The following is a 26,022-nucleotide window of genomic DNA, read 5'->3' on the forward strand; positions in this document are numbered from 1 at the left end:
AAAGGAGTGCAATTTAAATGGAAGGATTCTCCCCCACTCTAAGATTTTTCATGCAGCTTACAGATGTTAAAACGGCTGTTTGGCTACAGTTTATATATATCGTGATTTTAGCTGTCGTGGTATATAAGTTAGGATATGCGAAGAAGCTGCCTCTTTTAAAAAACGTTGTCATTTATACATGTCTCGTAATTGGATGCTTAGTTTTGCTGATCCTTTCTTATGCATTGCCAGTAGCCGAAGCATTAGCAGTATCTGCGCTAATCTTAATCATATATAAAATCCGGCTGCATCAATCGAAAAAGCAGCAGTCTGAGGCAAAGTAATGGGGGGATACGATGAATTCCGTTCAGGATGTTTTATATAATTGGCTGACCATCAAAGTAGTTAGTGATGCCCGTCCAGAGGATACTGCTGCGATAGAGACCCTAAAGCATTTCGAACGAATGCTCAAGGATGAATACCATATTACCATTATTGAAATTACGCACGATGAAGTAATGTATTATGTTGCCTATCAGCAGGGTGAAGATTGTAAGAAAACACGTTTCCCACGGGAATTAATTGAAGTCATGCTGGACCAAATCAGTAGAGAACCAGAGAAATACGAAAACTTTCCTATTGCAGATTAAAAAAAGAGGCTGACCCAAAAAGTCAGCCTCTTTACCATTCATCCCTATCTGATTTGGGCCTGAGAAAACGGAAATTTCCGGTTTCCAGCCGGTTGTTCGTTTTATTCGTAATCCGTTCCTGACAGGGATCGCACATATATGTATGGATTGGACGATTTCTTAAACGTTTTGCCTCTAGAGATTCGTCATCAATCGTTTCAATTTTATCACAAAGCACGCATTTAACTCTCATTATGCACCTCTTTATATTTCTTGATTACTACTTATTATACTATAGTATCAGGGCTGTCTGTAGGGGGACGTTGTATTAGTTGAAGAAAAAAAGAGATAGTAGTAATATGGGAATATCTGTTTTAAGACAGCATGAAGAAATAGGAGTTGAAAATAGAAATGGTCAATCAAGTCGAACCAAGATTAATTAAACCATTATATGACGAATTGCAAAAAGAAAGGTTTGTTACGCTGGCTACCGTTGATTATGAAACAGGAGGACCAAATGTAAGTGCTATATCCTGGGTGCTTGCAAAAAATGAAGATATCATCTATTTTGCGGTTGATAACCGTTCCAGAATCATCGAAAATATAAATAAAAATAACCAAGTCGTTATTAATATTATTGCAAATGAGTCTACATACTCCATCCAGGGAGAAGCTAATCTTAAAGAAGAAAGACTTAAAGACGTTCCGTTAAAACTAGCCCTTATTGAAGTGAAAATTAAGGAAGTAAGGGATGTCATGTTTTATGGCTCTAAAATTGTTCAGGAAGTCCAATATGACAAGACCTATGATAAAAATGCCGCTGAAAGATTGGACAGGCAGGTCATGGATGCAATGAGAAAAGCTTAGCCTGCAGCTAAGCTTTTTTCTCATTTATGATAATTAGACTGTTTTTCCTGCTGTTTTTCAAGCTGTTTTTCATGTTTTGCAGGGAGCTTTTTATCGGGTTCTTCCGTTGCGTTTTTCGGATTAGGGGTTATTAAATCTCCAGGTATTTCCGGCATTAACCTCCCGGCAACATCAGCAAGCTCCTCCATAATCCCTTGGATCGGACGCCCATTGTTTATATCTGCCTGTATTTCTTTGAGCCGCTCAGTGGTATCGGCATCTGCTACAACAATGGCATTGGCACCATACCGGTCCTTTTTGAGGCTTTCTGCCACGGAATATTTTATAGTCCCCACCTGAGAACGGTCAATTTTGGCATTTACATCGATACCAACGATTGCGTAACGGCCTAAAACCACCGCAGTAGCATCATTTACATTCGGTACACTTGTCGCCAACTCCACTAACCGCTTTGATATTTCTTGGCCTGTTTTTCGGTCAACACTTTCTATGTAGCTGTTTTTTACATTTACTAATTTATTTTGTTGATTTTTTGCTGTCTCGTTATCTTGATTCGTATTACATCCCGTTAATAATAAGAAAATGGCAGCTGTCACTAAAGTCTTCTTCATAAAAAAACCCTCCCAAAAAACTAATTAAAAGACTGGGAAAATTCACATGATATTCTTTTTGATATGAAGGTCCCAACTAACAATTATTGTGCGGAACACCTTCTATCTTTATTCCAATAAACATATATTTTACCAAAGTCTAACCGGCAAAATGGCATGTATAGTAACGTTAAACAACCATTACACCAAGTAAAGCAGGAGGCGTCGCTTTGAGTAAAATATACGTGTTAGATACAAACGTCTTATTACAAGACCCGTATTCCATTTATTCCTTTCAAGATAATGAAGTAGTTATTCCTGCAGTCGTACTTGAAGAAGTGGACTCAAAGAAAAGGTACATGGATGAAATCGGTAGAAATGCTAGGCATGTATCAAGATTAATTGATGGTCTCAGAGCCTCGGGGAAGCTCCATGAAAGAATCCCGCTTGAAAATGGGGGGACCATCAGAATTGAGCTAAATCACCGATCATTTCATGAGCTTCAGGATATTTTTGTTGAAAAAACGAATGATAATCGAATTCTTGCGGTTGCGAAGAATTTGTTTTTAGAAGAACAAACAAAGGAGAATGGGAAACCCGTTATTCTAGTCAGCAAGGATGCATTAGTAAGAGTAAAAGCGGATGCCATCGGACTATCTGCAGAGGATTTTCTAAATGACAGGGTGGTGGAAGTTGATTCTTTATATACAGGATTTCTTGAGGTCTTTATCCCAAAAGACCAGTTAAATCGTTATTATGAGAAAGGAGAACTTCTTCTTGCAGAAATTGCTAATTATACCTTTTATCCAAACCAATTTCTGATATTAAAGGATGCTCTCGGAAGCTCGGCCTCGGCGATTGGGATGGTAAATATAACGGCCAAAAAGGTCAAGAAGCTAGCGCTGAACCAAGAACATGTTTGGGGAATTCATTCGCGGAATGTACAGCAAACAATGGCAATCGAATTGCTGCTGCGAAAGGATATACCGCTAGTAACTTTAATCGGCAAAGCAGGAACAGGAAAAACCTTGCTGGCATTAGCCTCTGGCCTTATGCAGACAGAAGATTTTCACGAATATAAAAAGTTGCTCGTTGCCCGGCCGATTGTTCCGGTCGGCAAGGATTTAGGCTTTTTGCCGGGTGAAAAACAGGAAAAGTTGCGGCCGTGGATGCAGCCAATTTACGATAATTTGGAATTTCTTTTTAATACAAAAAAACCTGGTGAACTGGATGCAATCTTAGCCGGTATGGGATCCATTGAGGTGGAGGCACTAACTTATATACGTGGAAGGAGTCTCCCTAAGCAATTTATTATTATCGATGAGGCGCAGAATTTGACCAAACATGAAGTGAAAACGATTATAACCAGGGTTGGAGAAGACAGTAAAATAGTTCTAATGGGGGATCCGGAGCAGATTGATCATCCATATCTTGATGCTTATAATAACGGTTTAACCTATGTCGTGGAGAAATTTAAAAATCAAGTCATTTCCGGTCATGTGAAACTATTAAAAGGGGAAAGGTCGGGATTGGCTCGGCTGGCAGCGGATTTATTGTAAGGAGAAACGGGCAAGAAGCCCGTCCTATTTTACGATAAAACCTGTTACTCTTTTAATAGGGTTTTGCTGGTTTGAGCCGTCGCCAAAATAAACGTGAACAGGGCCATCAGCGGATAGCTGCTTGCCTTTATATGAGAATCCCAAAATCAATTCATAGGCCTCATTTAAGGGAAGCTCATAATTATCATCTGCTGTTTCAATTACAAGCGTACTGGCAGTGCTTGCTGGCTCGGAATTTTTCAGAAATGGTTTAAATAAAATACCGAAGGTTCCGGTAAGCATCTTTTGTTTTTCATATATACGCTCTGTTTTTAATGTCGGAGGGAAGACTGCTCCTTCCATAATTTCACGGTCCCAATGCTTTGACACGGCTTTCGTATATGCCTCCGTTAAATCGGTCCTATCTTTTTCAGTTGAAAAATAAGTAGTTAAATCAAGCCGGCGATCATCGAAAATCCAAACACTTGGGTCAAGTGTAATTGGATATTTTACTTTACCTGTTATATTGATAACGCGTTCCATTGTCAATCCTCCTTTGTAGCTAATAAGAAAGCATAAAATTTCACCGGAATTTATGCTTTCCTAACGCATAAATTCAACTGCGCCCCTGTCTTTGTCCTAACGGACTCGCCAATCGGCGAGTTTCCATTTACATTATTAAGTATAGCCTTTTTTTGCTTGAAAGTCATAATTATTCAATCGAGCGGCAGCTAAGCCTCATTGTTCTTGCAATTTTCCGCTGCAAAAGGTAAAATTTATAGATAAGTTGAATATTCGCTCTGAAATGGGGGGATCAATGTTGGCGTCTGAAATGATCGTGAATCATCAGGAAAAAGCTTATGCCTTATTGCAGGCAGACGCTGAAAAAATATTAAAGCTTATCAAAGTGCAAATGGACAATCTCACGATGCCTCAATGCCCTCTTTATGAAGAGGTGTTGGATACTCAAATGTTTGGCCTATCTAGAGAAATAGACTTTGCGGTAAGATTGGGCTTAATAGATAGCAAGGATGGGAAAGCGATTTTAGATCAATTAGAAAGAGAACTATCTGCGCTTCACGATGCATCCATAAAAAAATAATGCAAATGGACTCAAACAATGCTTGCGATTGTTTGAGTTTTTTGTTATATATAGAGTTAATATTTTTTACCGTGCTTTTCTGAATTTTCTCTATTAAAATCTTGTAACAAATAATTGATTCCCCAAGTCATAACATGAAATTTCGATTATAATAGAATGGTATAAACCTAAATTGAAAACGAGGATGTAAGCATGGTAAAGAAAATATTAAAATCATATGATTATTCTCTAATCATTGCCATTATACTTTTATGTACTTTTGGATTAATCATGATCTATAGCTCCAGCATGGCTTGGGCTGTCCAGAGGTATGATGTGCCAAGTGATTATTTTTATCAAAAGCAAAAAATGTGGCTGCTATTGTTTGCTTTCATCTTCCTTTTTACAGCTATCATTCCGTATAAAATTATGAAGTTTACGCAAGTAATGGTATTTATTGTTCTGACCTCCCTTATCACATTATTGGGACTTTTCGTATTTGGTACAGTCGCAGGTGGTGCACAAAGCTGGTATCAGATTGGCGGCTTTAAATTTCAGCCTTCTGAATTTGTGAAACTGGCTGTTATCGTTTATTTGGCAGCTGTTTATTCGAAAAAGCAAGATTATATCAACCAATTTAACAAAGGGGTACTTCCTCCAATTTTCTTTCTTTTTATTGTTTGTGTATTAATTGCTCTTCAGCCTGACTACGGAACAGCAAGCATCATTGCTCTCATTGCCGGCATGGTCATTTTTAGTTCTGGAATGAATTATAAAACAATTGGGAAATTGCTTGTGATGGCTTTAATCATTATCCTCCCTCTATTTATTGCAGCTAAGGGGGTTATCTTTTCTGATAAACGGCTTGAACGATTCTCATCCTGGGGTGACCCGTTTGCTGATGTCCAAAATGCTGGATTTCACCTTGCAAATTCCTTTATTGCGATTGGACAGGGCGGAATAAATGGTTTGGGCTTAGGTAAAAGTATTCAAAAGCTAGGCTATTTACCGGAATCTCATACTGACTTTATTATGGCGGTAATTGCCGAGGAATTAGGAATCTGGGGTGTAGGCTTTGTTATTCTGCTGCTAGCTTATATTGTTTTGCGGGGCATTTATATCGGCTTACAATGCAAAGACCCTTTCGGCAGTCTCCTTGCGATTGGGATTTCAAGTATGGTTGGGATTCAAACATTTATTAATCTTGGTGGGATCTCCGGGGTTATTCCGTTAACAGGTGTACCGCTCCCGTTTATCAGCTATGGGGGTTCCTCCCTGTTAATGCTCGCTGCCGCGATGGGAATCCTTGTGAACGTTTCTATGTTTGTTAAATATGAGAAAAAATATAAACATAAAAAACAAACAGTGGATACTAAAGTACAAAGCGGCACTGGAAAAATTATTTATATGAAATAAAAATGAGGGGGCTGTTCATCAGCCTCCCACATTTTTAAAAATACATGATTGAGGTGTTTTATGTGGCAAGACAAATAAATAAAATATTGGTTGCGAACCGTGGGGAAATTGCAATCAGGGTTTTTCGCGCCTGTACTGAACTGAATATTCGAACTGTTGCGATTTATTCAAAGGAGGATTCCGGCTCTTATCATCGCTATAAAGCCGATGAGGCATATTTAGTAGGGGAAGGGAAGAAACCAATTGATGCCTATCTTGATATTGAAGGAATCATTGGGATTGCTAAAAGAAGTGGTGCAGACGCCATTCATCCGGGCTATGGGTTTTTGTCGGAAAATATCCACTTTGCCAAACGGTGCGAAGAAGAGGGGATCGTGTTTATCGGTCCTGCATCTAAACATTTAGATATGTTTGGCGATAAGGTAAAAGCACGCTACCAGGCTGAACTAGCGGGAATACCAGTTATTCCAGGGAGCGGCGGACCTGTAAACAGTATAGAGGAAGTGCTGGAATTTGCCGAAGAACACAGCTTCCCTATCATCATCAAAGCAGCACTTGGCGGCGGTGGACGAGGAATGCGAATTGTCAGAAGCCGCGAAGAAGTTAGTGAAGCCTTTGAACGGGCTAAATCAGAAGCTAAGGCAGCCTTCGGAAACGATGATGTTTATTTAGAAAAATTAATTGAAAAACCTAAACATATAGAGGTTCAGATTATTGGAGATAAAGAAGGAAATATCGTTCATCTTTATGACAGGGATTGCTCTGTTCAGCGGCGCCACCAAAAGGTGGTCGAGATTGCTCCAAGTGTCTCCCTTACTGCTGAGTTAAGAAAGCGGATTTGTGATGCCGCTGTTAAATTAATGAAAAATGTCAATTACATCAATGCAGGAACGGTGGAATTTCTAGTTTCGGAGAATGATTTTTATTTTATAGAGGTAAACCCTCGTGTTCAAGTGGAACATACCATTACAGAAATGGTAACAGGTATCGATATTGTCCAGACACAGATTTTGGTTGCAGAGGGACATGAACTGCATGGGCCTTTAATTGGGATACCGGAGCAAGAAAAGATTCTTTTATATGGATTTGCTATTCAATCCAGGGTTACAACAGAAGACCCGTTAAATAACTTTATGCCTGATACCGGCAAAATTATGGCGTACCGTTCTGGTGGTGGTTTTGGTGTACGATTGGATGCTGGGAATGGGTTTCAAGGCGCCGTTATTACACCATACTATGATTCTTTATTAGTGAAGCTTTCCACATGGGCGTTAACGTTTGAACAGGCCGCTGCAAAAATGGTTCGTAATTTGCAGGAATTCAGGATAAGAGGAATCAAAACGAATATTCCATTTTTAGAAAACGTTGTGAAACATGAATTGTTCCTAAACGGAAAGTATGATACCTCCTTTATTGATACAACACCCGAGCTGTTTATTTTCCCAGTCCGTAAAGACAGGGGAACAAAAATGCTGTCCTATATTGGCACTGTCACAGTAAATGGTTTTCCAGGCATCGAAAAAAAGAAAAGACCCGTTTTTTCTAAACCGCGAATCCCATCATTGCCATACGATTTAGCTTACAAAGAAGGGACTAAACAAATTTTAGAAAAGCATGGAGCAGAAGGTCTTGTCCAGTGGGTGAAAGACCAAAAGCAGGTGTTGTTAACTGACACCACCTTCCGAGACGCCCATCAATCATTGCTGGCAACACGGATGCGCACAACTGATATCGCTCATATCGCCGAACCAACAGCAAAGCTATTGCCGGAGCTATTTTCATTTGAAATGTGGGGAGGAGCTACGTTTGACGTGGCATACCGCTTCCTTAAGGAAGACCCTTGGGAACGACTCTTAAATCTTCGTGAAAAGATTCCGAATGTTCTGTTCCAAATGTTAATTCGTGGAGCCAATGCTGTGGGGTATAAAAACTATCCTGACAATCTGATTAGGGAATTTGTTACTCAATCAGCGTCAGCTGGGATTGACGTGTTTCGTATCTTTGACAGCTTAAACTGGATTAAGGGAATGGAAGTAGCTATTGACGCTGTAAGGCAGACCGGAAAGATCGCCGAAGCATCAATTTGTTATACGGGGGATATATTGGATCCAACGAAAACGAAATACAATCTTGAATACTATAAAAACCTCGCTAAAGAGCTTGAAAATCAAGGTGCCCATATTCTTGGCATAAAGGATATGGCAGGCTTATTGAAGCCGGAAGCTGCTTACAGGCTGGTGTCAGAATTAAAAGCAACAATCGACATACCAATCCACCTTCATACTCATGATACTAGTGGTAATGGGATTTATACTTATGCCCGTGCAATCGACGGAGGTGTAGATATTGTCGATGTTGCCATGAGTACAATGGCAGGGTTAACGTCCCAACCGAGTGGTAACTCCCTGTATTACGCTTTAGAAGGTAATCAGCGAAAGCCTGATGTAAACATCAATGCTCTAGAAAAGCTTTCCCATTATTGGGAGGATGTACGTAAATATTATCAAGATTTTGAGTCCGGTATGGTGTCACCGCATTCGGAGATCTATCAGCATGAAATGCCGGGAGGACAATACAGCAACCTTCAGCAGCAGGCAAAGGCAGTCGGGCTTGGCGAGCGCTGGGATGAAGTAAAAGAAATGTACTCCCGCGTTAACCAAATGTTTGGTGATATTGTCAAGGTAACCCCATCCTCAAAGGTTGTTGGCGATATGGCGTTGTTCATGGTGCAAAATGACTTAAACGAGGAAGACGTATTATTAAAAGGAAATTCGCTTGATTTCCCTGATTCAGTTGTTGAATTGTTTGAAGGTTATTTAGGTCAACCGCATGGCGGATTCCCGGAGGAGCTGCAAAAGGTGATATTAAAGGGCAAGAAGCCTTTGGAGGTGCGACCTGGAGAACTGCTAGAACCAATTGACTTTGATGCGTTACAAGAAGAGCTTTATCAGGAATTGGGCAGACAGGTAACGGATTTTGAAGTCATTTCGTATGCTCTTTATCCAAAAGTGTTTATGGAATATGCTAAAATAAAAGAGCTATATGGGGATATTTCCGTTCTGGATACTCCAACCTTCTTGTATGGAATGCGCTTGGGCGAAGAAATTGAAGTAGAAATCGAAACAGGGAAAACGCTAATTGTGAAACTAGTTTCGATTGGTCAGCCGCAGGCAGACGGGACAAGAGTCATCTATTTTGAATTAAATGGCCAGCCTCGTGAAGTGGTTATAAAAGATGAAAGTATCAAAGCAAAGGTTGTCTCTAGACTTAAAGGAGATCCGAAAAATGAAAACCATATTTCCGCCTCGATGCCAGGAACAGTTATAAAAGTATTGGTTGAGAAGGGTGAAAAGGTCGAACGTGGGGATCATTTGATGATTACGGAAGCGATGAAGATGGAAACGACCGTTCAAGCGCCATTTTCCGGTGTCGTAAAAGACATCTACGCATTAAATGGCGACTCTATCCAAACCGGTGACTTATTGATTGAATTAGTTAAAGCATAAGAAAAAGAGGCTGTCTCAACTTGAGACAGCCTCTTTTTAATGAAAATTCCGTTTTGATCTTGAATATAAAAGGACAAAATAGCTTAGGACACCAAATAAACAAGTAATAAAAAAAGCATGCAGCAAGGCAATATAAAGGTTTAGGCGGCTGAAAATGATAAATGCGCCTGCGGTTACTTGCAATGATACCAATATTAACGAAATAATCCAGCCCCAATAGAGGACTCTTTGGTGTTTATAACGGCGTACAGCAAGAACGGTAATGTAAAGTATCCAGAGGAAAATCAAACCCGCGGCCGTTCGGTGGCCCATTTGCACCCACTCATAAAGATTGCTTGGAAGTCCGGGAGCATCGTTTAGACAAAATGGCCAATCCCTGCAGACAAGACTCGATTTTGTATGACGGACAAGAGCGCCAGTATAAATAACGATATAGCTATAAATGGTAACGCCAATAATATGGAAACCCATCCGTTTATCAATAAAAAGTTTCTCGGCGGCGAACTTTTTATCTATTTCAAAAATGAGCAGCGTTAATAAGAAAACAGCCGCAAATGAAATGAGAGAAATGCCGAAATGCAAAGCAAGGACGAAATCAGATTGTCCCCATTTTACTGCAGCAGCCCCAATTAACCCCTGGAGCATCAAAAAGAAAAAAGACAAGAAGGAAAGAAATTTGGTTTCCCTTATATGCCCGATTGCCTTCCAAGACCAAACGGACAATATTAATACCATGATGCCAACAGCACCTGAAACAAGCCGGTGGGCAAGTTCAATAATAAGTTCCGGAGTAATGTCCGAAGGCAGAATTTTGCCGTGGCATAATGGCCAAGATCTGCCACAGCCCATTCCAGAACCCGTTTTGGTAACGAGTGCCCCGCCAAGTAAAATAAGTATCATTCCAATGGTAGTGGCAACAGCCAGCCACTTCAAAGAGCGTCGCAAAAAATTTCACCTCTAACTATAGTTCAATAATTTGTCAAAAAAAAATCTTGACAGTATAATGGATAAAAAAAGAAGCAAGATTAAAAGTACTTATACATCATAACGAATTATCAAAAAAAAGAACAGAATTTCAGCCTAGTTTCTTTAAGGATTTTTCATGAAAATGGATAATGTTAATTTATCACTATTATTATAGTGAAAAACGTTGAAACTTAAGGTGTAGTCTGTTAGAACTATAGAGGGATGAATTTTTCAAGAAAGCGGCAAAGGTTGTATACTGTTGTACCAATCCCAACATTCCCGTGTTCTGCTTGTTGAAATAAATACATAAAAGACTCCTTTATTATTTTTTTACAAAACTTTAATGGTCTTAACAAGGGAAAAATAAGAAGAAATTCTATTTAGTCACAAATTAGTCAAAAATTATTCAAAAAAAGTTCACAAAAATTCCTGAAAGTGTGATTTAATATACAGAGAAAGTGTTGTATAAATCACGGTATACATAATGAAAATATGCTTCAACAAGTGATAGAGGTCAGTATAAAGAATCAGGAGGAGAAATTAAATGTCCAACTCAAAGGCTGCCATTGGAAATGGTGCGACAAGCCTGGATTCTGTTTCAGAAAAAACATCCGTTTGGAAAGACTTTATGGCCCTTATCAAAATTGGAATCGTTAATTCCAATCTGATCACCGTCTTTACAGGTCTTTGGCTCGCATTGCATTATTCCGGCCTTAGTTTTTTGAATAATTTAGATATTGTCTTCTATACAGTGGCAGGTTCAGCCTTAATCGTTGCCGGTTCCTGTGCAATAAACAATTACGTTGACCGGGATATCGATCACTTAATGGAAAGAACAAAATCAAGACCTACTGTTACCGGGAAAGTGGTGCCGGTAAAAGTTTTAGGATTAGGTATTTTACTTATAGGACTGGGAACACTGTTTTTATTGTTTACAACGATAACTGCAACAGTAATTGGGCTGCTTGGAGTTTTTAGTTATGTTTTCTTATATACATTGTGGTCAAAAAGACAACTAGTCTCTAATACCATTATTGGCAGTATTTCCGGCGCGGTGCCGCCGTTGATTGGATGGGCCGCAGTAGACGCAAATCTTGATGTCATGGCATGGGCATTATTTGCATTAATGTTTGTTTGGCAGCCGCCTCATTTCTATGCTTTGGCGATGAGAAGGGTGAAGGAGTATAAAGCTGCAAACATCCCAATGCTTCCGGTAGTAAAAGGGTTTAAAACCACAAAAATTCACATTTCACTCTGGGTTGCAGCACTTTTGCCAATCCCATTTTTTCTTACTAAATTAGGAATCCCATTTCTAATTCTTGCCACCTTGTTAAATCTTGGCTGGCTTGCATTAGGGATTTATGGATATAAGATCAAAGACGACATAAAGTGGGCAAAACTAATGTTTGTTTACTCATTGCAATATTTAACTATTATTTTTGTGGCGATGGTTATAGTTACATTAATCTAGTTTTGCTGACGTTTCTTTCCTAAAGAAAATTTCTTTGCTGGAAATGAGTCGTACATACTTCTTTGGTCAATCATTAAAATTTAATAAACTAAAAGTGAAAGAGGGGTTTGATTAAGCATGAAAAGGCTTGCAAATTGGCGTTTATTCTCGCTGTTTGCGATGATAGCGCTAGTACTTTCCGGTTGTGGTAAACCATATTTATCCACATTAACTCCAGCCGGTGAAGTTGCTGACATCCAGTACGATTTGATGGGGCTAAGTACGATAATTATGGTTGGCGTTATTATTGTAGTTTTGTTAATTTTTGTTATCGTCTTTTTCCGTTTTAGAAGGAAGGATGATCGTGTTCCAAAACAGGTAGAAGGAAGTCATAAATTAGAAATTATTTGGACCGTTATTCCGATTCTTTTGCTTTTGGTTCTAGCCGTTCCAACTGTTTCTGCAACATTTAAGCTTGCGGATGTTAAAACAATGGATGACAAAGACTCTAAAGCAGTTGTAGTTAATGTTCGTTCCCATTTATATTGGTGGGATTTCGAATATCCTAAACAAAAAATTGTAACCAGCCAAGAACTGGTTGTACCAACTAATGAAAAGGTATATTTTAGTTTGAAATCCATGGACGTTAAACACTCCTTCTGGATTCCGGCTGTAGGCGGAAAGCTTGATACTAATACAGACAATATTAATAAATTTTGGTTAGAGTTTGATGCAGAAAAGGCTAATGAAGCAGGAAATCTCTTCTACGGGAAATGTGCCGAACTTTGCGGACCATCCCATGCTTTAATGGACTTTAAAGTAAAAGCAATGAGCAAAGACGATTTCAATGCATGGGTGAAAGATATGCAAAGCGTCAAAGCACCTGAAAAGGCGCAAACTGCTTCAGCACAGCAAGGTCAGGATATCTTCAATAAAAGCTGTATTGGCTGTCATGCTGTAACACCTGAAAACAAAATGCCGGAAACAGCCCGTATCGCGCCAAACCTTTCAAACTTTGGCGAAAGATCACGTGTTGCTGGTATTTTGGATCATAATAAGGAAGAAGTAAAAAATTGGATTCGTAATCCAGAAACCTATAAGCCAGGGAACTTAATGACAGGTAAGTATCCTGAAATGTCAGAAGACCAGCTGAATGCTTTAGCTGATTATCTGATGGGCTTAAAGGTTCAGGACTAATAGGGGATTTGGTTGAAAGGGAGGTAAAAACGTGAGTACCTATGCTCAAAAAAAGGGGTTTGGTGCAACTTTATGGGACTTTTTAACAACTGTTGACCATAAAAAGATCGCCATCCTATATCTGATTGCAGGTGGATTTTTCTTCTTAATTGGCGGTATTGAAGCTGTCTTCATCCGTATCCAGCTTGCAGTTCCTAACAATGATTTTGTAAGCGCCGGTGCATTTAATGAAATCATTACAATGCACGGAACAACAATGATTTTCTTAGCTGCCATGCCGCTTGTGTTCGCGTTCATGAATGCCGTTATGCCACTCCAGATAGGAGCTCGGGACGTAGCTTTTCCTTATGTTAACGCATTGGGATTTTGGTTGTTCTTCTTTGGTGGGATTTTTCTAAACCTTTCATGGTTCTTAGGAGGAGCACCAGATGCTGGTTGGACTTCTTATGCATCTCTCGCTATTCACTCAAAAGGACATGGTGTTGATTTCTATGTTCTAGGTTTACAGATTTCTGGTTTAGGTACGTTGATTGGTGGTATTAACTTCCTTGTAACCATCATTAACATGCGTGCACCTGGAATGACGTATATGCGGATGCCGTTGTTTACTTGGACTACATTTGTTACATCAGCACTTATTCTGTTTGCTTTCCCTCCATTAACAGTGGGATTAGTATTAATGATGTTTGACCGTTTATTTGGAGCCAATTTCTTTGAAGTTGCTCAAGGTGGTAATACCGTAATTTGGGAGCACTTATTCTGGATTTTTGGTCACCCAGAAGTATATATCTTGATCTTGCCAGCTTTCGGTATTTTCTCGGAAATCTTTGCAATGTTCTCAAGAAAACGTCTATTTGGTTATTCATCAATGGTGTTCGCAACCGTGTTAATTGGTTTCTTAGGATTCATGGTTTGGGCCCACCATATGTTTACAACTGGTCTTGGTCCAGTGGCTAATGCTATCTTTGCTGTCGCTACGATGGCAATTGGGGTTCCGACAGGTATTAAGATTTTCAACTGGCTGTTCACCATGTGGGGCGGAAGTGTTAAATTTACAACACCAATGCATTATGCGTTTGCTTTTATCCCGACATTTGTTATGGGTGGAGTAACTGGTGTTATGCTTGCTTCTGCTGCCGCTGACTATCAATACCATGACACGTATTTCGTTGTTGCCCACTTCCACTATGTTATTGTTGGTGGGGTTGTCTTAGCGCTTTTAGCTGGTACACATCTTTATTGGCCAAAAATGTTTGGAACAATGTTAAATGAAACAATGGGTAAGATTACATTCTGGACTTTCTTTATCGGATTCCATATGACATTCTTTATCCAACACTTCCTTGGTTTATGGGGTATGCCTCGCCGCGTATTTACCTATCTGCCAGGTCAGGGCTTTGAAACCTCTAATATGATTAGTTCTATTGGAGCTGCCTTCATGTCTGTTGGTGTTATTGTACTGTTGATTAACATCATTGTGACATCTGTTAAAAATGTTAGAGTTGGAAATGACCCTTGGGGTGACGGCCGTACTTTAGAGTGGTCTATTCCATCTCCACCGCCATTCTATAACTTTAAACAGCTTCCGCTTGTTCGCGGTTTGGATGCTTATTGGATAGAAAAAATGGAAGGAAAGCAAGAAATGACTCCTGCTGAGCCGCTTGGTGATATTCATATGCCAAACGCTTCTTTCTTGCCATTTACAACATCGCTTGGTCTTTTCATCGCTGCTTTCGGTGCTATGTACCATGTGGATGATAAGGGATGGGCATTACCAGTCTTGTTTATTGGTCTGCTTGTGACATTCGGTTCCATGTTATTACGCTCCGTTAAAGACGACCATGGTTTCCATATTCATAAAGAAGAATTAATGAATGATGATGATAATAAGGGGGTTAAGGCATAATGCACGCTGAAGAAAAATTAACTTATGAAACTTGGCCTGCAGAGCCGGAGAAATCAACCCTTGAAGCGAAAAATAAGTTTTTAGGTTTTTGGTTATTCTTAGGGGGAGAGACTGTGCTTTTTGCCTCTCTCTTCGCCACTTACCTTTCGTTAAAGGATAAGGTTCCAAATACATCTCAGCCTCTGGCAAAGGATTTATTTGAGCTTCCGTTGACCTTTGTAGCAACAATGCTGTTATTGACAAGCTCATTAACAAGTGTTTACGCTATTTACCACATGAAAAATTTTGCCTTCAAAAAAATGATGGTGTGGTTAGGTCTTACTGTTTTATTAGGACTTGGTTTCTTAGGACTTGAAGTTTATGAGTTCACTCATTATGTTCATGAAGGGCATAAATTTACAAGCAGTGCCTTTGGATCGGCTTTCTACACACTTGTTGGCTTCCACGGAGCTCACGTTGCTTTCGGGTTAGCTTGGTGCTTATCGTTAATGTTACGTAATTCAAAACGCGGTTTAGACTTATACAACGCGCCAAAATTCTATGTATTTAGTTTGTATTGGCATTTTATTGATGTTGTATGGGTATTCATCTTTACTGTTGTATATTTAATGGGAATGGTGGGATAAACTGATGGCAAATCAACAATTAAATTCAGGGAACCCAAGAGTTGACCTTGAATATCGCCGCCGTAAAAGTGCGGAGGAGATGAGATATCAAGTCGTTTCATTTGCTTTGATGATTTTCTTAACATTGATTGCTTTTGCTGCTGTAGCTGCTAAAGGATTTACAGCGTGGTTTACAATACCATTTATCGTTCTTTTAGCGTTCGTGCAAGTGGTTTTCCAATTGTTTTATTTTATGCATATGAGTCATAAAGGTCATGAGGCCCCAACTTTATTCCTATTTTCAGGATTATTTGTTGGCTTGGTTATGATTTGGGCATTTTCGACCATTATCTGGTGGTAGGATTTAAAAAGAAAATCGGCTTATTAGCCGATTTTCTTTTTTAGTAATTGGGAAACAAATGCAGCATCATTTCTTTGCCTATCCGAAAGGCCAAGGGTATAATAAGGTAGATAATTCTTTTAACTAATTTAGAGGTGATATTGCAGTGCTTACCTTGGATATATTTGGTTTTCAAGCGCTATGGAGCCCGTATTTTTTATTGATTATGATTGTTTTGACAGGAGGATTTTTTCTTCTTACCACAAGATTTAGGCACCGTTTCCAGGACAGTGATCCCTTAACAAAGCAGCAAGGGGCTTTATTTCTAACCTCAATGATCCTTTTGTATGCTATTAAAGGATCTCCATTGGACTTAATGGCCCATCTAATGTTTTATGTTCATATGATGCAGATGGCTGCACTTGTCTTGATTGTCCCGCCTTTATTCATTTTGGGTGTACCTTCATGGCTTTGGAGATCGATTTTGCGCATCAGAGTTTTTAAGTCTCTCTTTAAGTTTTTCACTAAACCGCTTATGGCTTTAATAATCTTTAATGGGTTATTCTCGTTTTACCATGTTCCTATCATTTTTGATCATGTCATGCAAAATGTTTGGCTGCACGCAGGATACTCTATTCTATTGTTTGTAGTTGCCATTTTTATGTGGTGGCCATTAATTAATCAGCTTCCTGAGCATCAGACCCTTAGTGGTTTAAAGAAGGTGGGGTATATTTTTGCAGATGGCATTCTTCTAACACCGGCCTGTGCTTTGATTATCTTTGCTGACACACCTATTTATGCCACCTATTCTGACCCTCATGTATGGGGCAAAGTGATGAGCCTGTGTGTTGGTACCGCTAATTTTAACAGCTTAAATTTGAGCGGTCCGGAGCTGTTTAGTTCGATGTCCTTAATTCATGACCAGCAGCTTGGCGGCGTATTGATGAAAATCATGCAGGAAATCATTTATGGAGTAATCCTTTTCCGCGTCTTTTTTGAATGGTATCGTAAGGACCAAGCAGAAACAGAGCGTGATTTAAATCAAAAATTAAATCCATCATTTATTAAATAGAGGCTGTCCGAATGACATCCTCTTTTTCTTTTGGTTGAAGTTTAGGAAGCTTTATTCTACTATAAGAGGAGAATACACAAAAAGAGAGGATTTATGCATGGATTCGATACCAATTTTACCCACGATTAGTACCACTTTTATCGTTTTAAGCGGGATTACAGTTGCCATCGGCTGGTGGCAAATTAAACAAAGAAAATTGGAAGCTCACAAACGGACTATGTTTTTTGCTGCTATTTTTGCTCTTATTTTCTTTATTATTTATGCATCTAGAACTATATTCATTGGGAACACATCCTTTGGAGGACCGGATAATATAAAAATATATTACACTGTATTTTTGATTTTTCATATTACCTTGGCCACGTTAGGAGCAGTTTTGGGGATATTGTCTCTATTTTCAGGATATAAAAATAAACTCTCCTTCCATCGCCGCCTTGGCCCCTTTACCAGCATCGTCTGGTTTTTTTCAGCCGCTACGGGAGTAGTTGTCTATTTGCTCCTATATGTATTTTACCGAGGCGGGGAAACGACTTCCATGATAAAAGCAATTTTAGGTTTTTAAGATTAAAAAAGCCGCATGATTCATATTCATGCGGCTTTTTTGGCATTATACAGCAAATTTGCTGATTTCATTTTTTACTTCTTCGATAATCTTTTTGCATTGATTCACAAGCGATGCAGGGAAGTTTTCGCCTTCACCATATTCTACACCGTGTGGGTAATAATGTTTACCTAACAGAGGAGTCATCAATTGAATGACCGCTTTGAAGGTATCTACATCTCCTTCAACCGAATAGCCTTGAATCCGAAGGTAAAATACTCCCTCTCTTAGTTCAAACTTTTTGTCGTATGTAACGCGTTCATAGTCCCATTGTCCTGCGCGCACTAAACCATGCTGATGCATTACATCATCAAGCCGGTTAATGTCTGCTTTGAACTCCTCAATTCCAGTATTTTCGAATTTCATAAATAAATCCCTCCTAGAAACGCTTGCCTGTATTCATTATTTGGTAATAAAGCAAGATTAATTCATTTTTAATAATAGATGAAATTTCTGTAACTTGCAACGAAATCATTCACGAATAAATACATAATGGCTGGATATTCTAATTTACGAAAAGAGCTATAAATTTTGGAGGCGATTTTATGGAAAAAATCCGTGACATTATGACTGATGATGTGGATTGTTGTACTCTATTAGATAATATCTATGAAGTAGCCGTTAAAATGAAAGAATTAAATGTCGGTGCTATTCCAATTGTCGATAAAGAAAAAATTGTTGGCATGATTACTGATCGTGATATTGTAATTAGAGGTGTGGCAGAAAAGCATCCCGGCTCAACCAAAGTGGAGGAAATCATGAGCAATGATCTGATTGCAGTTTCTCCAGAGGCTTCTACCAGAGAGGCGGCAAAACTAATGGCACAGCATCAGATTCGTCGTTTGCCGGTTGTAGAGGGTGGTAAGTTGATCGGTATTGTATCACTTGGGGATTTTGCAATCCGTGAACTATCTGATGATCAAGCGAAGCAGGCATTAACACAAATTTCTGAACAAAATTATAATAGTGCGCAACATTAAAATAGTAATTTATTATAGGACATACATTTCTAAACAGGCGCCCCGGTGCCTGTTTTCTTTTTTAATTAAGCATTTTAAGACATTTTAGGAAAACCGGCTATTACTAAAAAAGGTATAAATGCTATAATTATTCTAATAGTACATATAATGGTTGAAATAGTAATAGAGAGGGTGGAGCCTCTGAAGACGCTTTTAAGAATATTAGTGCTTTCTGCGGTAATCGTCACAATTGGCTTTTATGTTGGCATAAATGATAAAAATCAGGATAAGGTTTTAATAAAGAAAGACAGTACATCAGAAATGGAACAAACTTATCAGCAAAATCCCGATTTGCAATCAAACAATAAATTGAAAAAACCTGAAGAAGGTTTGTCATTATTGATAGGCAAAAATGCTGCGGACATTGTCAAAGAACTAGGGGAACCACAGCGAATTGATGAAACTCCATACGGCTATCAATGGTATATTTATAACTTAGACTTTAAACGTTATGTTCAAGTTGGGATTGAAAATAGTCATGTAGCCACGATTTTCATCCTTGGTGAAAATTTGAATATATCGCCTTTTGAGATCGGGCAGCCGGTGGAAGAAATATTTAACACGCAATTTTTTGAAACGAATATCAATATCGATTGGAATGGTAATAACTATCGGTTTGAATTAAATGATACTGATTTAAACCTTCGTCCAATCATTCAGCTGGGTGATGTTTTTTTTCAGCTTTATATTGATAAATTCACGGGGACTCTTTCAAGCGTGCGCATTTTAAATGCTGAGACGTTTATCAAACAGCGCCCATATGAGCTCGTGTACCGCGGTGAATTGATCGAACAGCCTTTGCCTGACGAAGAAATGTGGGAAAAAATCGAAACAGGAGCAGAACAAGAAATTTTTGATATTTCAAATGTGTTAAGGCAAAGGTACAAATTAAATCCATTAAAATGGGACGATAGTACGGCGGAAGCAGCATTTGGCCATAGTAAGGATATGGCATTGAATAATGATTTTTCACATACATCTAAAAAATTTGGCAATCTTGCCGATCGATTAAATAAAGCTGAAGTTGCCTATAAAACGGCTGGTGAGAATATCGCAGCCAATTATACGGACGGGCCTGCAGCGGTTGAAGGGTGGCTGAACAGCAAGGGCCACAGGGATTCGTTATTAAATAAGGAATTCACCCATCTTGGCGTAGGTGTGTATCAAAAATATTATACGCAAAACTTTATCCAAAAAACAGAACAATAAAAGGGAGAAGAAGCAGGACCTGCATTTTTCTCCCTTTTTTTAGTTTTAGCTTATAAGAAAGTACATATTCAACTATGCCCTTCCTTCGTACTAAACGGACTTGCCAATCGGCGAGTTTTCATTTATTTCTTATCAATTAGCCCTTCGGAGTTTTCGAATCAAATTGGTTAAATAAAAACGTACTTCCTTCCCAGCCCCCATATAGACGAATAAACTGGCCTGGTGTAAATAAGCATTTTTCCATGTTTTTCGTAACAGGAGTCATTCTTTTGGCGGTGATTATTTTAGCATCAGTTTGAAGTTTAATTGTCTGAACTAAAAGAAATCGGTGATAATAATATCGTTCCTTGCTTTCTTCGATGCTTTTAATTTCACCTGATAATATCGCTTCTTCTTTTACATTCCCGGCAGCAAGCCATTTTTCATCGTGTTCTTTCATCTCTTTTTTTGTCAGCAGGTAGAAATATAAACAAATAATCGGGATAAGAATGGCAGTAACCATTATCATTAACCCCCTTCTTATTTATTTATAATAAAAAATGTGCCGGTGGCATAGGCTATTTTTTTGCCGTCATTTCGGTAGGCAGTGCCTGAGACGACGATTGTTTTCGTACCACGATGAATGATATCGGCCTTGCAGCGCAAAGTGTCCCCGATTCCAGGGGCAATATAGTGGATGTTAAGCTGATTGGTTACAGCCCCCAAACCTTCCGGCAAAACATAGTTTGCTAGTGAACCCATTGCAGTATCCAAAACTGTGGCCGTTATTCCGCCATGAACAATGTCTAAATTATTGTTAATGATTGGATTAATGGGGATGGTAATTTCACACGTATTTTTGTCCATTTTTCTGTCCATATGGAGAAGATGGCCAATATAGGTATCACTGTTCTTATCAATCTTTTGTTGAACCCCCCGTAATAGGGAAGCTAGACATTCCAAATCAGTTTCTGAGCCATTCTTGATACAATCCTCTATAAGGTGTCTTAACTCTTGTTTCATTTTTTTACCTCTTTCTTTTTGGCTAATAGGAAAGTATAAATTTTCACCAATTTATACTTTCCTAACGGATAAATTCAACTATGCCTCATGAACCATCCTATCGTACTCGCCAATCGGCGAGTTCTCATTTACTTTCTTTCTTTGACCATCTTACCACTTGTGTGCCTAATAATAAATGATTTTGAACCTAATATGCTGTTTCACATTTCTAATGATTTTTCATACTTTATTATTGGAATGAATAGGGGCAGAGGTGAGGATAATGACGCAAAAGAAATTGCACCCATCCGTTGAAAAATTTAAAGAATTTGTTAAAAACAATCCCAAAATTATTAAGGAGGTCCGCAAGGGGAACGCCACCTGGCAGGAATTATACGAGGACTGGTACTTATTAGGGGAAGAAGACCAGCGCTGGGAGAAAATTGGTTTGGATGGTGAAGCTGCTGAGATAACAGATGAGAAAGAAACCAAAGGGGACTTAATGTCCAATGTGATGGGCATTTTCAAAAAAATGGATCCCAATCAAATGCAGTCCCATCTACAGAATATCAGCCAGGCGATTGGGGCCATCCAAGGCCTTGTTTCCCAGTTTCAAGGGGGTAATGCACCTAATAACCCTGTAAAACCTCCTGAAGGGCCAAAACATCCATTTTCATTTAGACAAGACTAAATTAAAGGGTGGGGGATATGCGCAAGGAAATATTAGAATATGTAGAAGGACAAAAGGATTTAAAACGGTTTATTCGGGAGCAGCCACTTTGGTACCGGAAACTGTCAAGAAATCCTTATGATATTCAATCGCTAGAAATTGCAGCACTACACTATTACAAAAAAACCATTCCCGATCAAGTGGAGAAATTCACAAATGGAGTGCAAATGGCCTCAATGATGTATTCCATGTTCCAAGCCATGAAAAACCAAAATTAACAAGGGGCACACATAAATGGATGTGGCCCTTTTTTGTGTGTGCCAGGCATGGCAACTATCTAGGTGGTGAAAGTCCACTGTGGGGGTACACATCGACCAACCACTAAGGAAGCGCAAGGTACTTATCGTGAGATAAGGGTTGGAGGAAGCGTGGAATAAAATCTTGGCTCGACGTACAGAAACCTGATACTAAGGCCTTACAAAGGGATGAGGCTCCACAACAAGTCAAAGTCCAAAAAGATGTGCGTAACTTTGTAGAGTAAATTAGGCGAGTAAAAGAGGAAAGATAGTTGTCTTACCCTGGGAGGTCTTGCGGATGTACATAAGTACAGTCGAAAAAGGTTAGCCGCAAGAAGTCAGCAGAAGCCATAGTAGTGAAATTAATTCATGAAGGGCTGAACAATTTATAGTGTTTCAACACCGCGAATGCGTAAGTGACGTACTCCGAATGTGTTAATGGGAAAGTATGAGCGTACCTCAAAGGATAACCAAAATGAGAGATATCACTTACTACGTGAGAGGAAAGGAGAAACGAGTGTGGAACTTTTAGAACGGATTCTAAGTAACCAAAATATGAACGAAGCTTACTTGCGTGTCTTTAGAAATAAAGGTGCGAGTGGAGTCGATGGAGTGACAGTCGGTGAACTAAAACAATATCTAAAAGAGAACAAGGATGAACTTCGCCAGCGCATTAGAACAAGAAAATACGAACCACAAGCTGCCTTAAGAGTGGAGATCCCAAAAGAAAATGGCAAGATGCGCAAGTTGGGAATACCAACAGTAGTGGATAGAGTAGTTCAACAAGCCATTCATCAAGTTCTCAGTCCGATATTTGAAAAGCAATTCAGCGAATTCAGTTACGGCTTTAGACCAAAAAGAAGCTGTGAGATGGCTATTATAAAAAGCTTGGAATTTCTGAATGATGGACACTATTGGGTGGTAGACATTGACCTTGAAAGATTCTTCGATACAGTCAATCACGATAAACTAATGCGGATTATTGCCAACACGATTGATGATGGTGATGTCATCTCGTTAATCAGAAAATACTTAGTAAGTGGAGTTATGGTAAATGGGAATTATGAAGACACTCCCGTTGGGACTCCGCAAGGAGGGAACCTCAGTCCATTATTGAGTAATATTATGTTAAACGAACTAGATAAGGAACTAGAAAGTAGAGGATTGCGTTTCGTTAGATACGCTGATGACTCCCTAATCTTTGTGAAGAGCGAGAAAGCAGCGAACAGAGTGATGAAGTCAATCGTGAGATTTATTGAAGGAAAATTAGGGTTAATAGTTAATGCAGAAAAGAGTAAAATCTCCCGCCCGAAAGAGTTAAAATTCTTAGGATTTGGATTTTACTATGATTTTAAAACTGAGAAATACAAAGTGAAACCACACCCAAAATCAGTACAAAAATTTCAAAGAAAACTACGACAACTCACAAAACGAAACGGGAGCGTCTCTTTAGATTTCAGAATTCTTAAGCTAAAACAAGTCATCTTCGGTTGGGTGAACTACTTTAGAATCGCAAACATGAAAAAAGTATTGACCCAAATAGATATGAAGCTACGCTCAAGAATAAGAGTAATCATTTGGAAACAATGGAAAGTTCCTAGAAAACAAATCAAGTCGCTAATTCAACTAGGGATACCTGAAGAAGAAGCGAAAGGATTAACCTTCTGCCGAAAAGGTTATCGGTATATCGGATTATCGAAAGTTGTCCAAAGAGCAATCTCAAACAAAAGACTAAAGCAGAGGGGAGTCCCCTCTGCTTTAGAACGCTACTTAAAAGTACACACTGTAATATAAATTGAAACGCCGTATACGCGAACCGTACGTACGGTGTTGTGAGAGGGGCGAAAATAATTTAAGTTATTTTCCCTCTACTCGATTTGGATTAAAAAATATTGAGAAGGCGAACAATACAATCATGAGAGGGAGTGATATTGGTGAAAAAATATATCCTCATTGGTTTTATTTTGTTCTGGTCATTAGGAGCTTCCATGCTTCACGATGCAAAGGCAATCTCAAACGAAATACCCGAGCTGATTGTTCATCATGAAACAAAAGCAAATCAAGTGCTGGTAGAATGCATTTTAACGGGAATTAGTTTTAGGGAGGCAGAGGATTCAAAACAACAAACCGGTAAAATTGTCATTTGGGTGGACGGACAGAAAAAATCCGAAGCCCCCTCGGCCGTATTCATTATCAGGGATCTTTCTCCAGGGAACCACAAGGTGAAGCTGGAAGTGGTTGATTTAAAAAATAACTCCTACGGTTTAAAAAAGGAGTTTGTGGTAAATATCCCCTAATAAAATGGATTTTTTCGCTTTCGGGAGGATTTCATGGTAAAATGTCAGTGGAGGTGAGCGTACATGCTTGCTACATCAGAAAGAGTTGAATTACTGGATTGCGCTGAACAGCTGGCAAAAATGGTTCTCGAATCTGACATTGCTGAACATTATCGGAGTTGTTTATATAAAATGCAAAGCAGCCGCGAAACGCAGCAAAAGATACAACGTTTTGCGAAGCTTAAAGACCTTTATGAAGAGGTACAAAGGTTTGGTAAGTACCATCCTGATTATAAAAATGTTATGACTCAAATTCGTCAATACAAACGGGAAATGGACTTGGACGCAAATGTAGCCGAATTTAAATTGGCGGAAAATGATTTGCAAAGCTTGTTGGATGAAATCAGTCTCCACGTTGGCCGGTCCGTCTCCGAGCATATAAAAGTCCCGACGGGCAACCCGTTTTTTGATAACGGTCATTCAAGCGGCTGCGGTGGCGGAGGAAGCTGCGGCTGCAGTTAAAAAAATGAGCATGCGGGCTAAATGGTAAGGATTGAAATAAAACCTTTTCATGTGCTAGACTTATTTTAAAAGAAGCCTGCAATGAAGGGGAAAAAATTATGTTTGTTCAAAGACAAGGATTAGTTGTTTGGCTGTATTCATTAAAACAGGCCAAAATGCTCAGACGTTTTGGAAATGTCCATTTTGTGTCAAAAAAGCTCAAATATGTTGTGTTGTACTGTAACCAAGACGACGCTGAGGAAATTATGGAAAAGCTCCAATCCTTTTCGTTTGTGAAAAAAGTAGAGCCTTCATACAAGCCCTTTTTAAAAATGGAATACGAAAATTCAGCACCTGACAAGGCAAAAGAATATGACTATAAAATGGGAATATAAAAAGGTGAGAACCATCTCATCTTTTTTTTTGCCTTAAAAAGAAAAAAACCCTGCAAAAATTTTGCAGGGTCCTTCTAAATCCTGATATAGGACAGAAGGCAAAGGGAGAGGAGAAACCGGAGGAAGAACTTATGGGGAAACGTAAGTCTTCTCCGCGGTTGGCAACAACATCCTCGAATTGATGTTGTTACTTACATTATTTCCACAACCCAAAAGCTTATACGTCGAAATTTAAAATTTCCTTTTTTCGCAAATTTTTTATAAAATGTAAGAAAAGAAAAAATTATTATGACAAATTTGTTTATATTTTGCAGCCTATGGTAGGATGTAAAAAAAGGTGATTTTGGATAAAATGTGGTGGTGAACACGTGAGAGTAGTTTCTGGCATCTGTAAAGGCCGTCCTCTTAAAGCAGTCCCTGGTAATTCAACTAGACCGACAACAGATAAGGTAAAGGAAGCCCTTTTTAATATGATTGGCCCTTATTTTGACGGGGGTATAGGGCTTGACCTTTTTGCTGGGAGCGGAGGTTTAGGTTTGGAAGCACTTAGCAGAGGCTTGGATAAAGTGATATTTATCGACAGGGACGCCAAAGCAATTCAGACAATCCATGACAATATCAGTGCATGCAGGTTTGAAGACAAAACTGAGGTATTCAGGAATGATGCTGACAGGGCGCTTAAGGCTTTAATTAAACGAGAAATTATGTTTGACTATATTTTCTTGGACCCGCCGTACAAGCTTCAAGAGCTGGTCCGGTTAATGGAAAAGATGGATAAAGAGAATGTGGTCAAAGACCAAGGAATTATTGTCTGTGAACATAGTTTTGATGTCGATTTACCTCCATCTGTTGGGCAGTTTTCGCAGATAAAACATGAGAAATACGGAATTATTGCTATAACCATATATTTAAAATCTAATGGGGAATAAGGG

General features: G+C 39.0%; 30 protein-coding genes. 23 read left to right on the top strand and 7 right to left on the bottom strand.

Annotated elements, in window-relative coordinates:
- Positions 1-17: 17 nt before the first annotated feature.
- Positions 18-323, top strand: coding sequence for a YlaH-like family protein (locus ACZ5AE_RS09055; RefSeq protein ID WP_213116469.1), 306 nt, complete (start codon positions 18-20; stop codon positions 321-323).
- 12 nt (positions 324-335) lie between these two features.
- Entirely contained in the window at positions 336-629 is a 294-nt protein-coding gene (locus ACZ5AE_RS09060) for a hypothetical protein (RefSeq protein WP_464571498.1), read from the top strand.
- Positions 630-660: 31 nt separating this feature from the next.
- On the opposite strand, the gene ACZ5AE_RS09065 is transcribed toward ACZ5AE_RS09060, so the two are convergent.
- Positions 661-861, bottom strand: a complete 201-nt coding sequence (locus tag ACZ5AE_RS09065; protein WP_464571500.1) for a YlaI family protein — start codon at positions 859-861, stop codon at positions 661-663.
- A 158-nt stretch (positions 862-1,019) separates the two neighbouring features.
- Between ACZ5AE_RS09065 and ACZ5AE_RS09070 the strand changes: the two genes are divergently transcribed.
- Positions 1,020-1,475 (top strand): pyridoxamine 5'-phosphate oxidase family protein, encoded by a 456-nt coding sequence (locus ACZ5AE_RS09070; RefSeq protein ID WP_464571502.1) that lies wholly within the window; start codon positions 1,020-1,022, stop codon positions 1,473-1,475.
- Between the two features lie 20 nt (positions 1,476-1,495).
- Here ACZ5AE_RS09070 and ACZ5AE_RS09075 read toward each other — a convergent pair whose 3' ends face one another.
- Positions 1,496-2,086 (bottom strand): YhcN/YlaJ family sporulation lipoprotein, encoded by a 591-nt coding sequence (locus ACZ5AE_RS09075; RefSeq protein ID WP_464571504.1) that lies wholly within the window; start codon positions 2,084-2,086, stop codon positions 1,496-1,498.
- Between the two features lie 209 nt (positions 2,087-2,295).
- Between ACZ5AE_RS09075 and ACZ5AE_RS09080 the strand changes: the two genes are divergently transcribed.
- Positions 2,296-3,624, top strand: coding sequence for a PhoH family protein (locus ACZ5AE_RS09080; RefSeq protein ID WP_464571506.1), 1,329 nt, complete (start codon positions 2,296-2,298; stop codon positions 3,622-3,624).
- A gap of 24 nt (positions 3,625-3,648) precedes the next feature.
- Here the strand turns inward: ACZ5AE_RS09080 and ACZ5AE_RS09085 are convergent, their stop codons facing one another.
- Positions 3,649-4,146 (bottom strand): peptidyl-prolyl cis-trans isomerase, encoded by a 498-nt coding sequence (locus tag ACZ5AE_RS09085; RefSeq protein WP_464571508.1) that lies wholly within the window; start codon positions 4,144-4,146, stop codon positions 3,649-3,651.
- 277 nt (positions 4,147-4,423) lie between these two features.
- On the opposite strand from ACZ5AE_RS09085, the gene ACZ5AE_RS09090 reads away from it, so the two are divergent.
- From ACZ5AE_RS09090 to pyc, 3 genes are all read left to right on the top strand, one after another.
- Positions 4,424-4,705 (top strand): Fpa/YlaN family protein, encoded by a 282-nt coding sequence (locus ACZ5AE_RS09090; RefSeq protein WP_464573581.1) that lies wholly within the window; start codon positions 4,424-4,426, stop codon positions 4,703-4,705.
- Positions 4,706-4,897: 192 nt separating this feature from the next.
- Positions 4,898-6,100: a putative lipid II flippase FtsW gene (gene ftsW, locus ACZ5AE_RS09095; RefSeq protein WP_464571510.1), complete on the top strand. Its 1,203-nt coding sequence runs from the start codon at positions 4,898-4,900 to the stop codon at positions 6,098-6,100.
- 44 nt (positions 6,101-6,144) lie between these two features.
- Complete coding sequence (gene pyc / locus ACZ5AE_RS09100) at positions 6,145-9,606, top strand: pyruvate carboxylase (protein ID WP_464571512.1); 3,462 nt, start codon at positions 6,145-6,147, stop codon at positions 9,604-9,606.
- Between the two features lie 36 nt (positions 9,607-9,642).
- Here pyc and ACZ5AE_RS09105 read toward each other — a convergent pair whose 3' ends face one another.
- Complete coding sequence (locus ACZ5AE_RS09105) at positions 9,643-10,551, bottom strand: COX15/CtaA family protein (RefSeq protein WP_464571514.1); 909 nt, start codon at positions 10,549-10,551, stop codon at positions 9,643-9,645.
- 565 nt (positions 10,552-11,116) lie between these two features.
- Between ACZ5AE_RS09105 and cyoE the strand changes: the two genes are divergently transcribed.
- The 7 genes from cyoE to ACZ5AE_RS09140 all read left to right on the top strand — a co-directional run bounded on the left by cyoE (position 11,117) and on the right by ACZ5AE_RS09140 (position 17,704).
- On the top strand, positions 11,117-12,043 hold the full coding sequence (gene cyoE / locus ACZ5AE_RS09110; RefSeq protein ID WP_464571516.1) for a heme o synthase: 927 nt from the start codon (positions 11,117-11,119) through the stop codon (positions 12,041-12,043).
- A 117-nt stretch (positions 12,044-12,160) separates the two neighbouring features.
- The gene (gene coxB, locus ACZ5AE_RS09115; RefSeq protein WP_464571518.1) at positions 12,161-13,219 is read left to right on the top strand and encodes a cytochrome c oxidase subunit II; all 1,059 of its coding nucleotides are present in this window, start codon (positions 12,161-12,163) and stop codon (positions 13,217-13,219) included.
- Between the two features lie 31 nt (positions 13,220-13,250).
- Positions 13,251-15,125 carry a cytochrome c oxidase subunit I gene (ctaD, locus tag ACZ5AE_RS09120; RefSeq protein WP_464571520.1) on the top strand — a complete coding sequence of 625 codons (1,875 nt, stop codon included), beginning with the start codon at positions 13,251-13,253 and terminating at the stop codon, positions 15,123-15,125.
- On the top strand, positions 15,125-15,751 hold the full coding sequence (locus tag ACZ5AE_RS09125) for a cytochrome c oxidase subunit 3 (protein WP_464571522.1): 627 nt from the start codon (positions 15,125-15,127) through the stop codon (positions 15,749-15,751). Before ctaD ends, ACZ5AE_RS09125 begins: the two co-directional genes overlap by 1 nt.
- Before the next feature lie 4 nt (positions 15,752-15,755).
- Positions 15,756-16,091 carry a cytochrome c oxidase subunit IVB gene (gene ctaF / locus ACZ5AE_RS09130; protein ID WP_464571524.1) on the top strand — a complete coding sequence of 112 codons (336 nt, stop codon included), beginning with the start codon at positions 15,756-15,758 and terminating at the stop codon, positions 16,089-16,091.
- 145 nt (positions 16,092-16,236) lie between these two features.
- The gene (ctaG, locus tag ACZ5AE_RS09135; RefSeq protein ID WP_464571526.1) at positions 16,237-17,142 is read left to right on the top strand and encodes a cytochrome c oxidase assembly factor CtaG; all 906 of its coding nucleotides are present in this window, start codon (positions 16,237-16,239) and stop codon (positions 17,140-17,142) included.
- Positions 17,143-17,239: 97 nt separating this feature from the next.
- Entirely contained in the window at positions 17,240-17,704 is a 465-nt protein-coding gene (locus ACZ5AE_RS09140; RefSeq protein ID WP_464571528.1) for a DUF420 domain-containing protein, read from the top strand.
- Positions 17,705-17,749: 45 nt separating this feature from the next.
- Here ACZ5AE_RS09140 and ACZ5AE_RS09145 read toward each other — a convergent pair whose 3' ends face one another.
- Entirely contained in the window at positions 17,750-18,109 is a 360-nt protein-coding gene (locus ACZ5AE_RS09145; protein WP_464571530.1) for a YugN family protein, read from the bottom strand.
- A 179-nt stretch (positions 18,110-18,288) separates the two neighbouring features.
- Here ACZ5AE_RS09145 and ACZ5AE_RS09150 point away from each other — a divergent pair, with 179 nt between their 5' ends.
- Entirely contained in the window at positions 18,289-18,723 is a 435-nt protein-coding gene (locus ACZ5AE_RS09150) for a CBS domain-containing protein (protein ID WP_464571532.1), read from the top strand.
- 147 nt (positions 18,724-18,870) lie between these two features.
- Positions 18,871-19,971, top strand: coding sequence for a CAP domain-containing protein (locus ACZ5AE_RS09155; RefSeq protein WP_464571534.1), 1,101 nt, complete (start codon positions 18,871-18,873; stop codon positions 19,969-19,971).
- Between the two features lie 136 nt (positions 19,972-20,107).
- Here the strand turns inward: ACZ5AE_RS09155 and ACZ5AE_RS09160 are convergent, their stop codons facing one another.
- Positions 20,108-20,473, bottom strand: coding sequence for a hypothetical protein (locus ACZ5AE_RS09160; RefSeq protein ID WP_464571536.1), 366 nt, complete (start codon positions 20,471-20,473; stop codon positions 20,108-20,110).
- A gap of 17 nt (positions 20,474-20,490) precedes the next feature.
- Positions 20,491-20,973: a PaaI family thioesterase gene (locus ACZ5AE_RS09165; RefSeq protein WP_464571538.1), complete on the bottom strand. Its 483-nt coding sequence runs from the start codon at positions 20,971-20,973 to the stop codon at positions 20,491-20,493.
- A 262-nt stretch (positions 20,974-21,235) separates the two neighbouring features.
- Between ACZ5AE_RS09165 and ylbD the strand changes: the two genes are divergently transcribed.
- The 7 genes from ylbD to rsmD all read left to right on the top strand — a co-directional run bounded on the left by ylbD (position 21,236) and on the right by rsmD (position 26,019).
- A complete protein-coding gene (ylbD, locus tag ACZ5AE_RS09170; protein WP_464571540.1) occupies positions 21,236-21,643 on the top strand; it encodes a spore coat protein YlbD in 408 nt (135 codons plus the stop codon).
- A gap of 17 nt (positions 21,644-21,660) precedes the next feature.
- On the top strand, positions 21,661-21,900 hold the full coding sequence (locus ACZ5AE_RS09175; RefSeq protein ID WP_423801622.1) for a YlbE-like family protein: 240 nt from the start codon (positions 21,661-21,663) through the stop codon (positions 21,898-21,900).
- A 537-nt stretch (positions 21,901-22,437) separates the two neighbouring features.
- Positions 22,438-23,712: a group II intron reverse transcriptase/maturase gene (ltrA, locus tag ACZ5AE_RS09180; RefSeq protein WP_464571542.1), complete on the top strand. Its 1,275-nt coding sequence runs from the start codon at positions 22,438-22,440 to the stop codon at positions 23,710-23,712.
- A 140-nt stretch (positions 23,713-23,852) separates the two neighbouring features.
- A complete protein-coding gene (locus ACZ5AE_RS09185; RefSeq protein ID WP_464571544.1) occupies positions 23,853-24,215 on the top strand; it encodes a hypothetical protein in 363 nt (120 codons plus the stop codon).
- Between the two features lie 63 nt (positions 24,216-24,278).
- Positions 24,279-24,716 carry a YlbF/YmcA family competence regulator gene (locus ACZ5AE_RS09190; protein ID WP_464571546.1) on the top strand — a complete coding sequence of 146 codons (438 nt, stop codon included), beginning with the start codon at positions 24,279-24,281 and terminating at the stop codon, positions 24,714-24,716.
- A gap of 98 nt (positions 24,717-24,814) precedes the next feature.
- Positions 24,815-25,090 carry a YlbG family protein gene (locus ACZ5AE_RS09195; RefSeq protein ID WP_464571548.1) on the top strand — a complete coding sequence of 92 codons (276 nt, stop codon included), beginning with the start codon at positions 24,815-24,817 and terminating at the stop codon, positions 25,088-25,090.
- A gap of 368 nt (positions 25,091-25,458) precedes the next feature.
- A complete protein-coding gene (gene rsmD, locus ACZ5AE_RS09200) occupies positions 25,459-26,019 on the top strand; it encodes a 16S rRNA (guanine(966)-N(2))-methyltransferase RsmD (protein ID WP_464571550.1) in 561 nt (186 codons plus the stop codon).
- Positions 26,020-26,022: the final 3 nt, after the last annotated feature.

This window comes from Neobacillus sp. S1227, from assembly GCF_055385255.1.

What these genes read in the sequence shown, in the direction of transcription:
- ACZ5AE_RS09190 (WP_464571546.1), top strand. Translation starts at nt 24,279, where the DNA reads ATGCTTGCTACATCAGAAAGAGTTGAATTACTGGATTGCGCTGAACAG.
- ylbD (WP_464571540.1), top strand. Translation starts at nt 21,236, where the DNA reads ATGACGCAAAAGAAATTGCACCCATCCGTTGAAAAATTTAAAGAATTT.
- ACZ5AE_RS09195 (WP_464571548.1), top strand. Translation starts at nt 24,815, where the DNA reads ATGTTTGTTCAAAGACAAGGATTAGTTGTTTGGCTGTATTCATTAAAA.
- ftsW (WP_464571510.1), top strand. Translation starts at nt 4,898, where the DNA reads ATGGTAAAGAAAATATTAAAATCATATGATTATTCTCTAATCATTGCC.
- pyc (WP_464571512.1), top strand. Translation starts at nt 6,145, where the DNA reads ATGATTGAGGTGTTTTATGTGGCAAGACAAATAAATAAAATATTGGTT.
- ACZ5AE_RS09165 (WP_464571538.1), bottom strand. Translation starts at nt 20,973, where the DNA reads ATGAAACAAGAGTTAAGACACCTTATAGAGGATTGTATCAAGAATGGC.
- ACZ5AE_RS09155 (WP_464571534.1), top strand. Translation starts at nt 18,871, where the DNA reads ATGGTTGAAATAGTAATAGAGAGGGTGGAGCCTCTGAAGACGCTTTTA.
- ctaF (WP_464571524.1), top strand. Translation starts at nt 15,756, where the DNA reads ATGGCAAATCAACAATTAAATTCAGGGAACCCAAGAGTTGACCTTGAA.
- ACZ5AE_RS09140 (WP_464571528.1), top strand. Translation starts at nt 17,240, where the DNA reads ATGGATTCGATACCAATTTTACCCACGATTAGTACCACTTTTATCGTT.
- ACZ5AE_RS09145 (WP_464571530.1), bottom strand. Translation starts at nt 18,109, where the DNA reads ATGAAATTCGAAAATACTGGAATTGAGGAGTTCAAAGCAGACATTAAC.
- ACZ5AE_RS09085 (WP_464571508.1), bottom strand. Translation starts at nt 4,146, where the DNA reads ATGGAACGCGTTATCAATATAACAGGTAAAGTAAAATATCCAATTACA.
- ACZ5AE_RS09160 (WP_464571536.1), bottom strand. Translation starts at nt 20,473, where the DNA reads ATGGTTACTGCCATTCTTATCCCGATTATTTGTTTATATTTCTACCTG.
- coxB (WP_464571518.1), top strand. Translation starts at nt 12,161, where the DNA reads ATGAAAAGGCTTGCAAATTGGCGTTTATTCTCGCTGTTTGCGATGATA.
- ACZ5AE_RS09150 (WP_464571532.1), top strand. Translation starts at nt 18,289, where the DNA reads ATGGAAAAAATCCGTGACATTATGACTGATGATGTGGATTGTTGTACT.
- cyoE (WP_464571516.1), top strand. Translation starts at nt 11,117, where the DNA reads ATGTCCAACTCAAAGGCTGCCATTGGAAATGGTGCGACAAGCCTGGAT.
- ACZ5AE_RS09060 (WP_464571498.1), top strand. Translation starts at nt 336, where the DNA reads ATGAATTCCGTTCAGGATGTTTTATATAATTGGCTGACCATCAAAGTA.
- ACZ5AE_RS09065 (WP_464571500.1), bottom strand. Translation starts at nt 861, where the DNA reads ATGAGAGTTAAATGCGTGCTTTGTGATAAAATTGAAACGATTGATGAC.
- ACZ5AE_RS09125 (WP_464571522.1), top strand. Translation starts at nt 15,125, where the DNA reads ATGCACGCTGAAGAAAAATTAACTTATGAAACTTGGCCTGCAGAGCCG.
- ACZ5AE_RS09070 (WP_464571502.1), top strand. Translation starts at nt 1,020, where the DNA reads ATGGTCAATCAAGTCGAACCAAGATTAATTAAACCATTATATGACGAA.
- ACZ5AE_RS09075 (WP_464571504.1), bottom strand. Translation starts at nt 2,086, where the DNA reads ATGAAGAAGACTTTAGTGACAGCTGCCATTTTCTTATTATTAACGGGA.
- ACZ5AE_RS09175 (WP_423801622.1), top strand. Translation starts at nt 21,661, where the DNA reads ATGCGCAAGGAAATATTAGAATATGTAGAAGGACAAAAGGATTTAAAA.
- ACZ5AE_RS09055 (WP_213116469.1), top strand. Translation starts at nt 18, where the DNA reads ATGGAAGGATTCTCCCCCACTCTAAGATTTTTCATGCAGCTTACAGAT.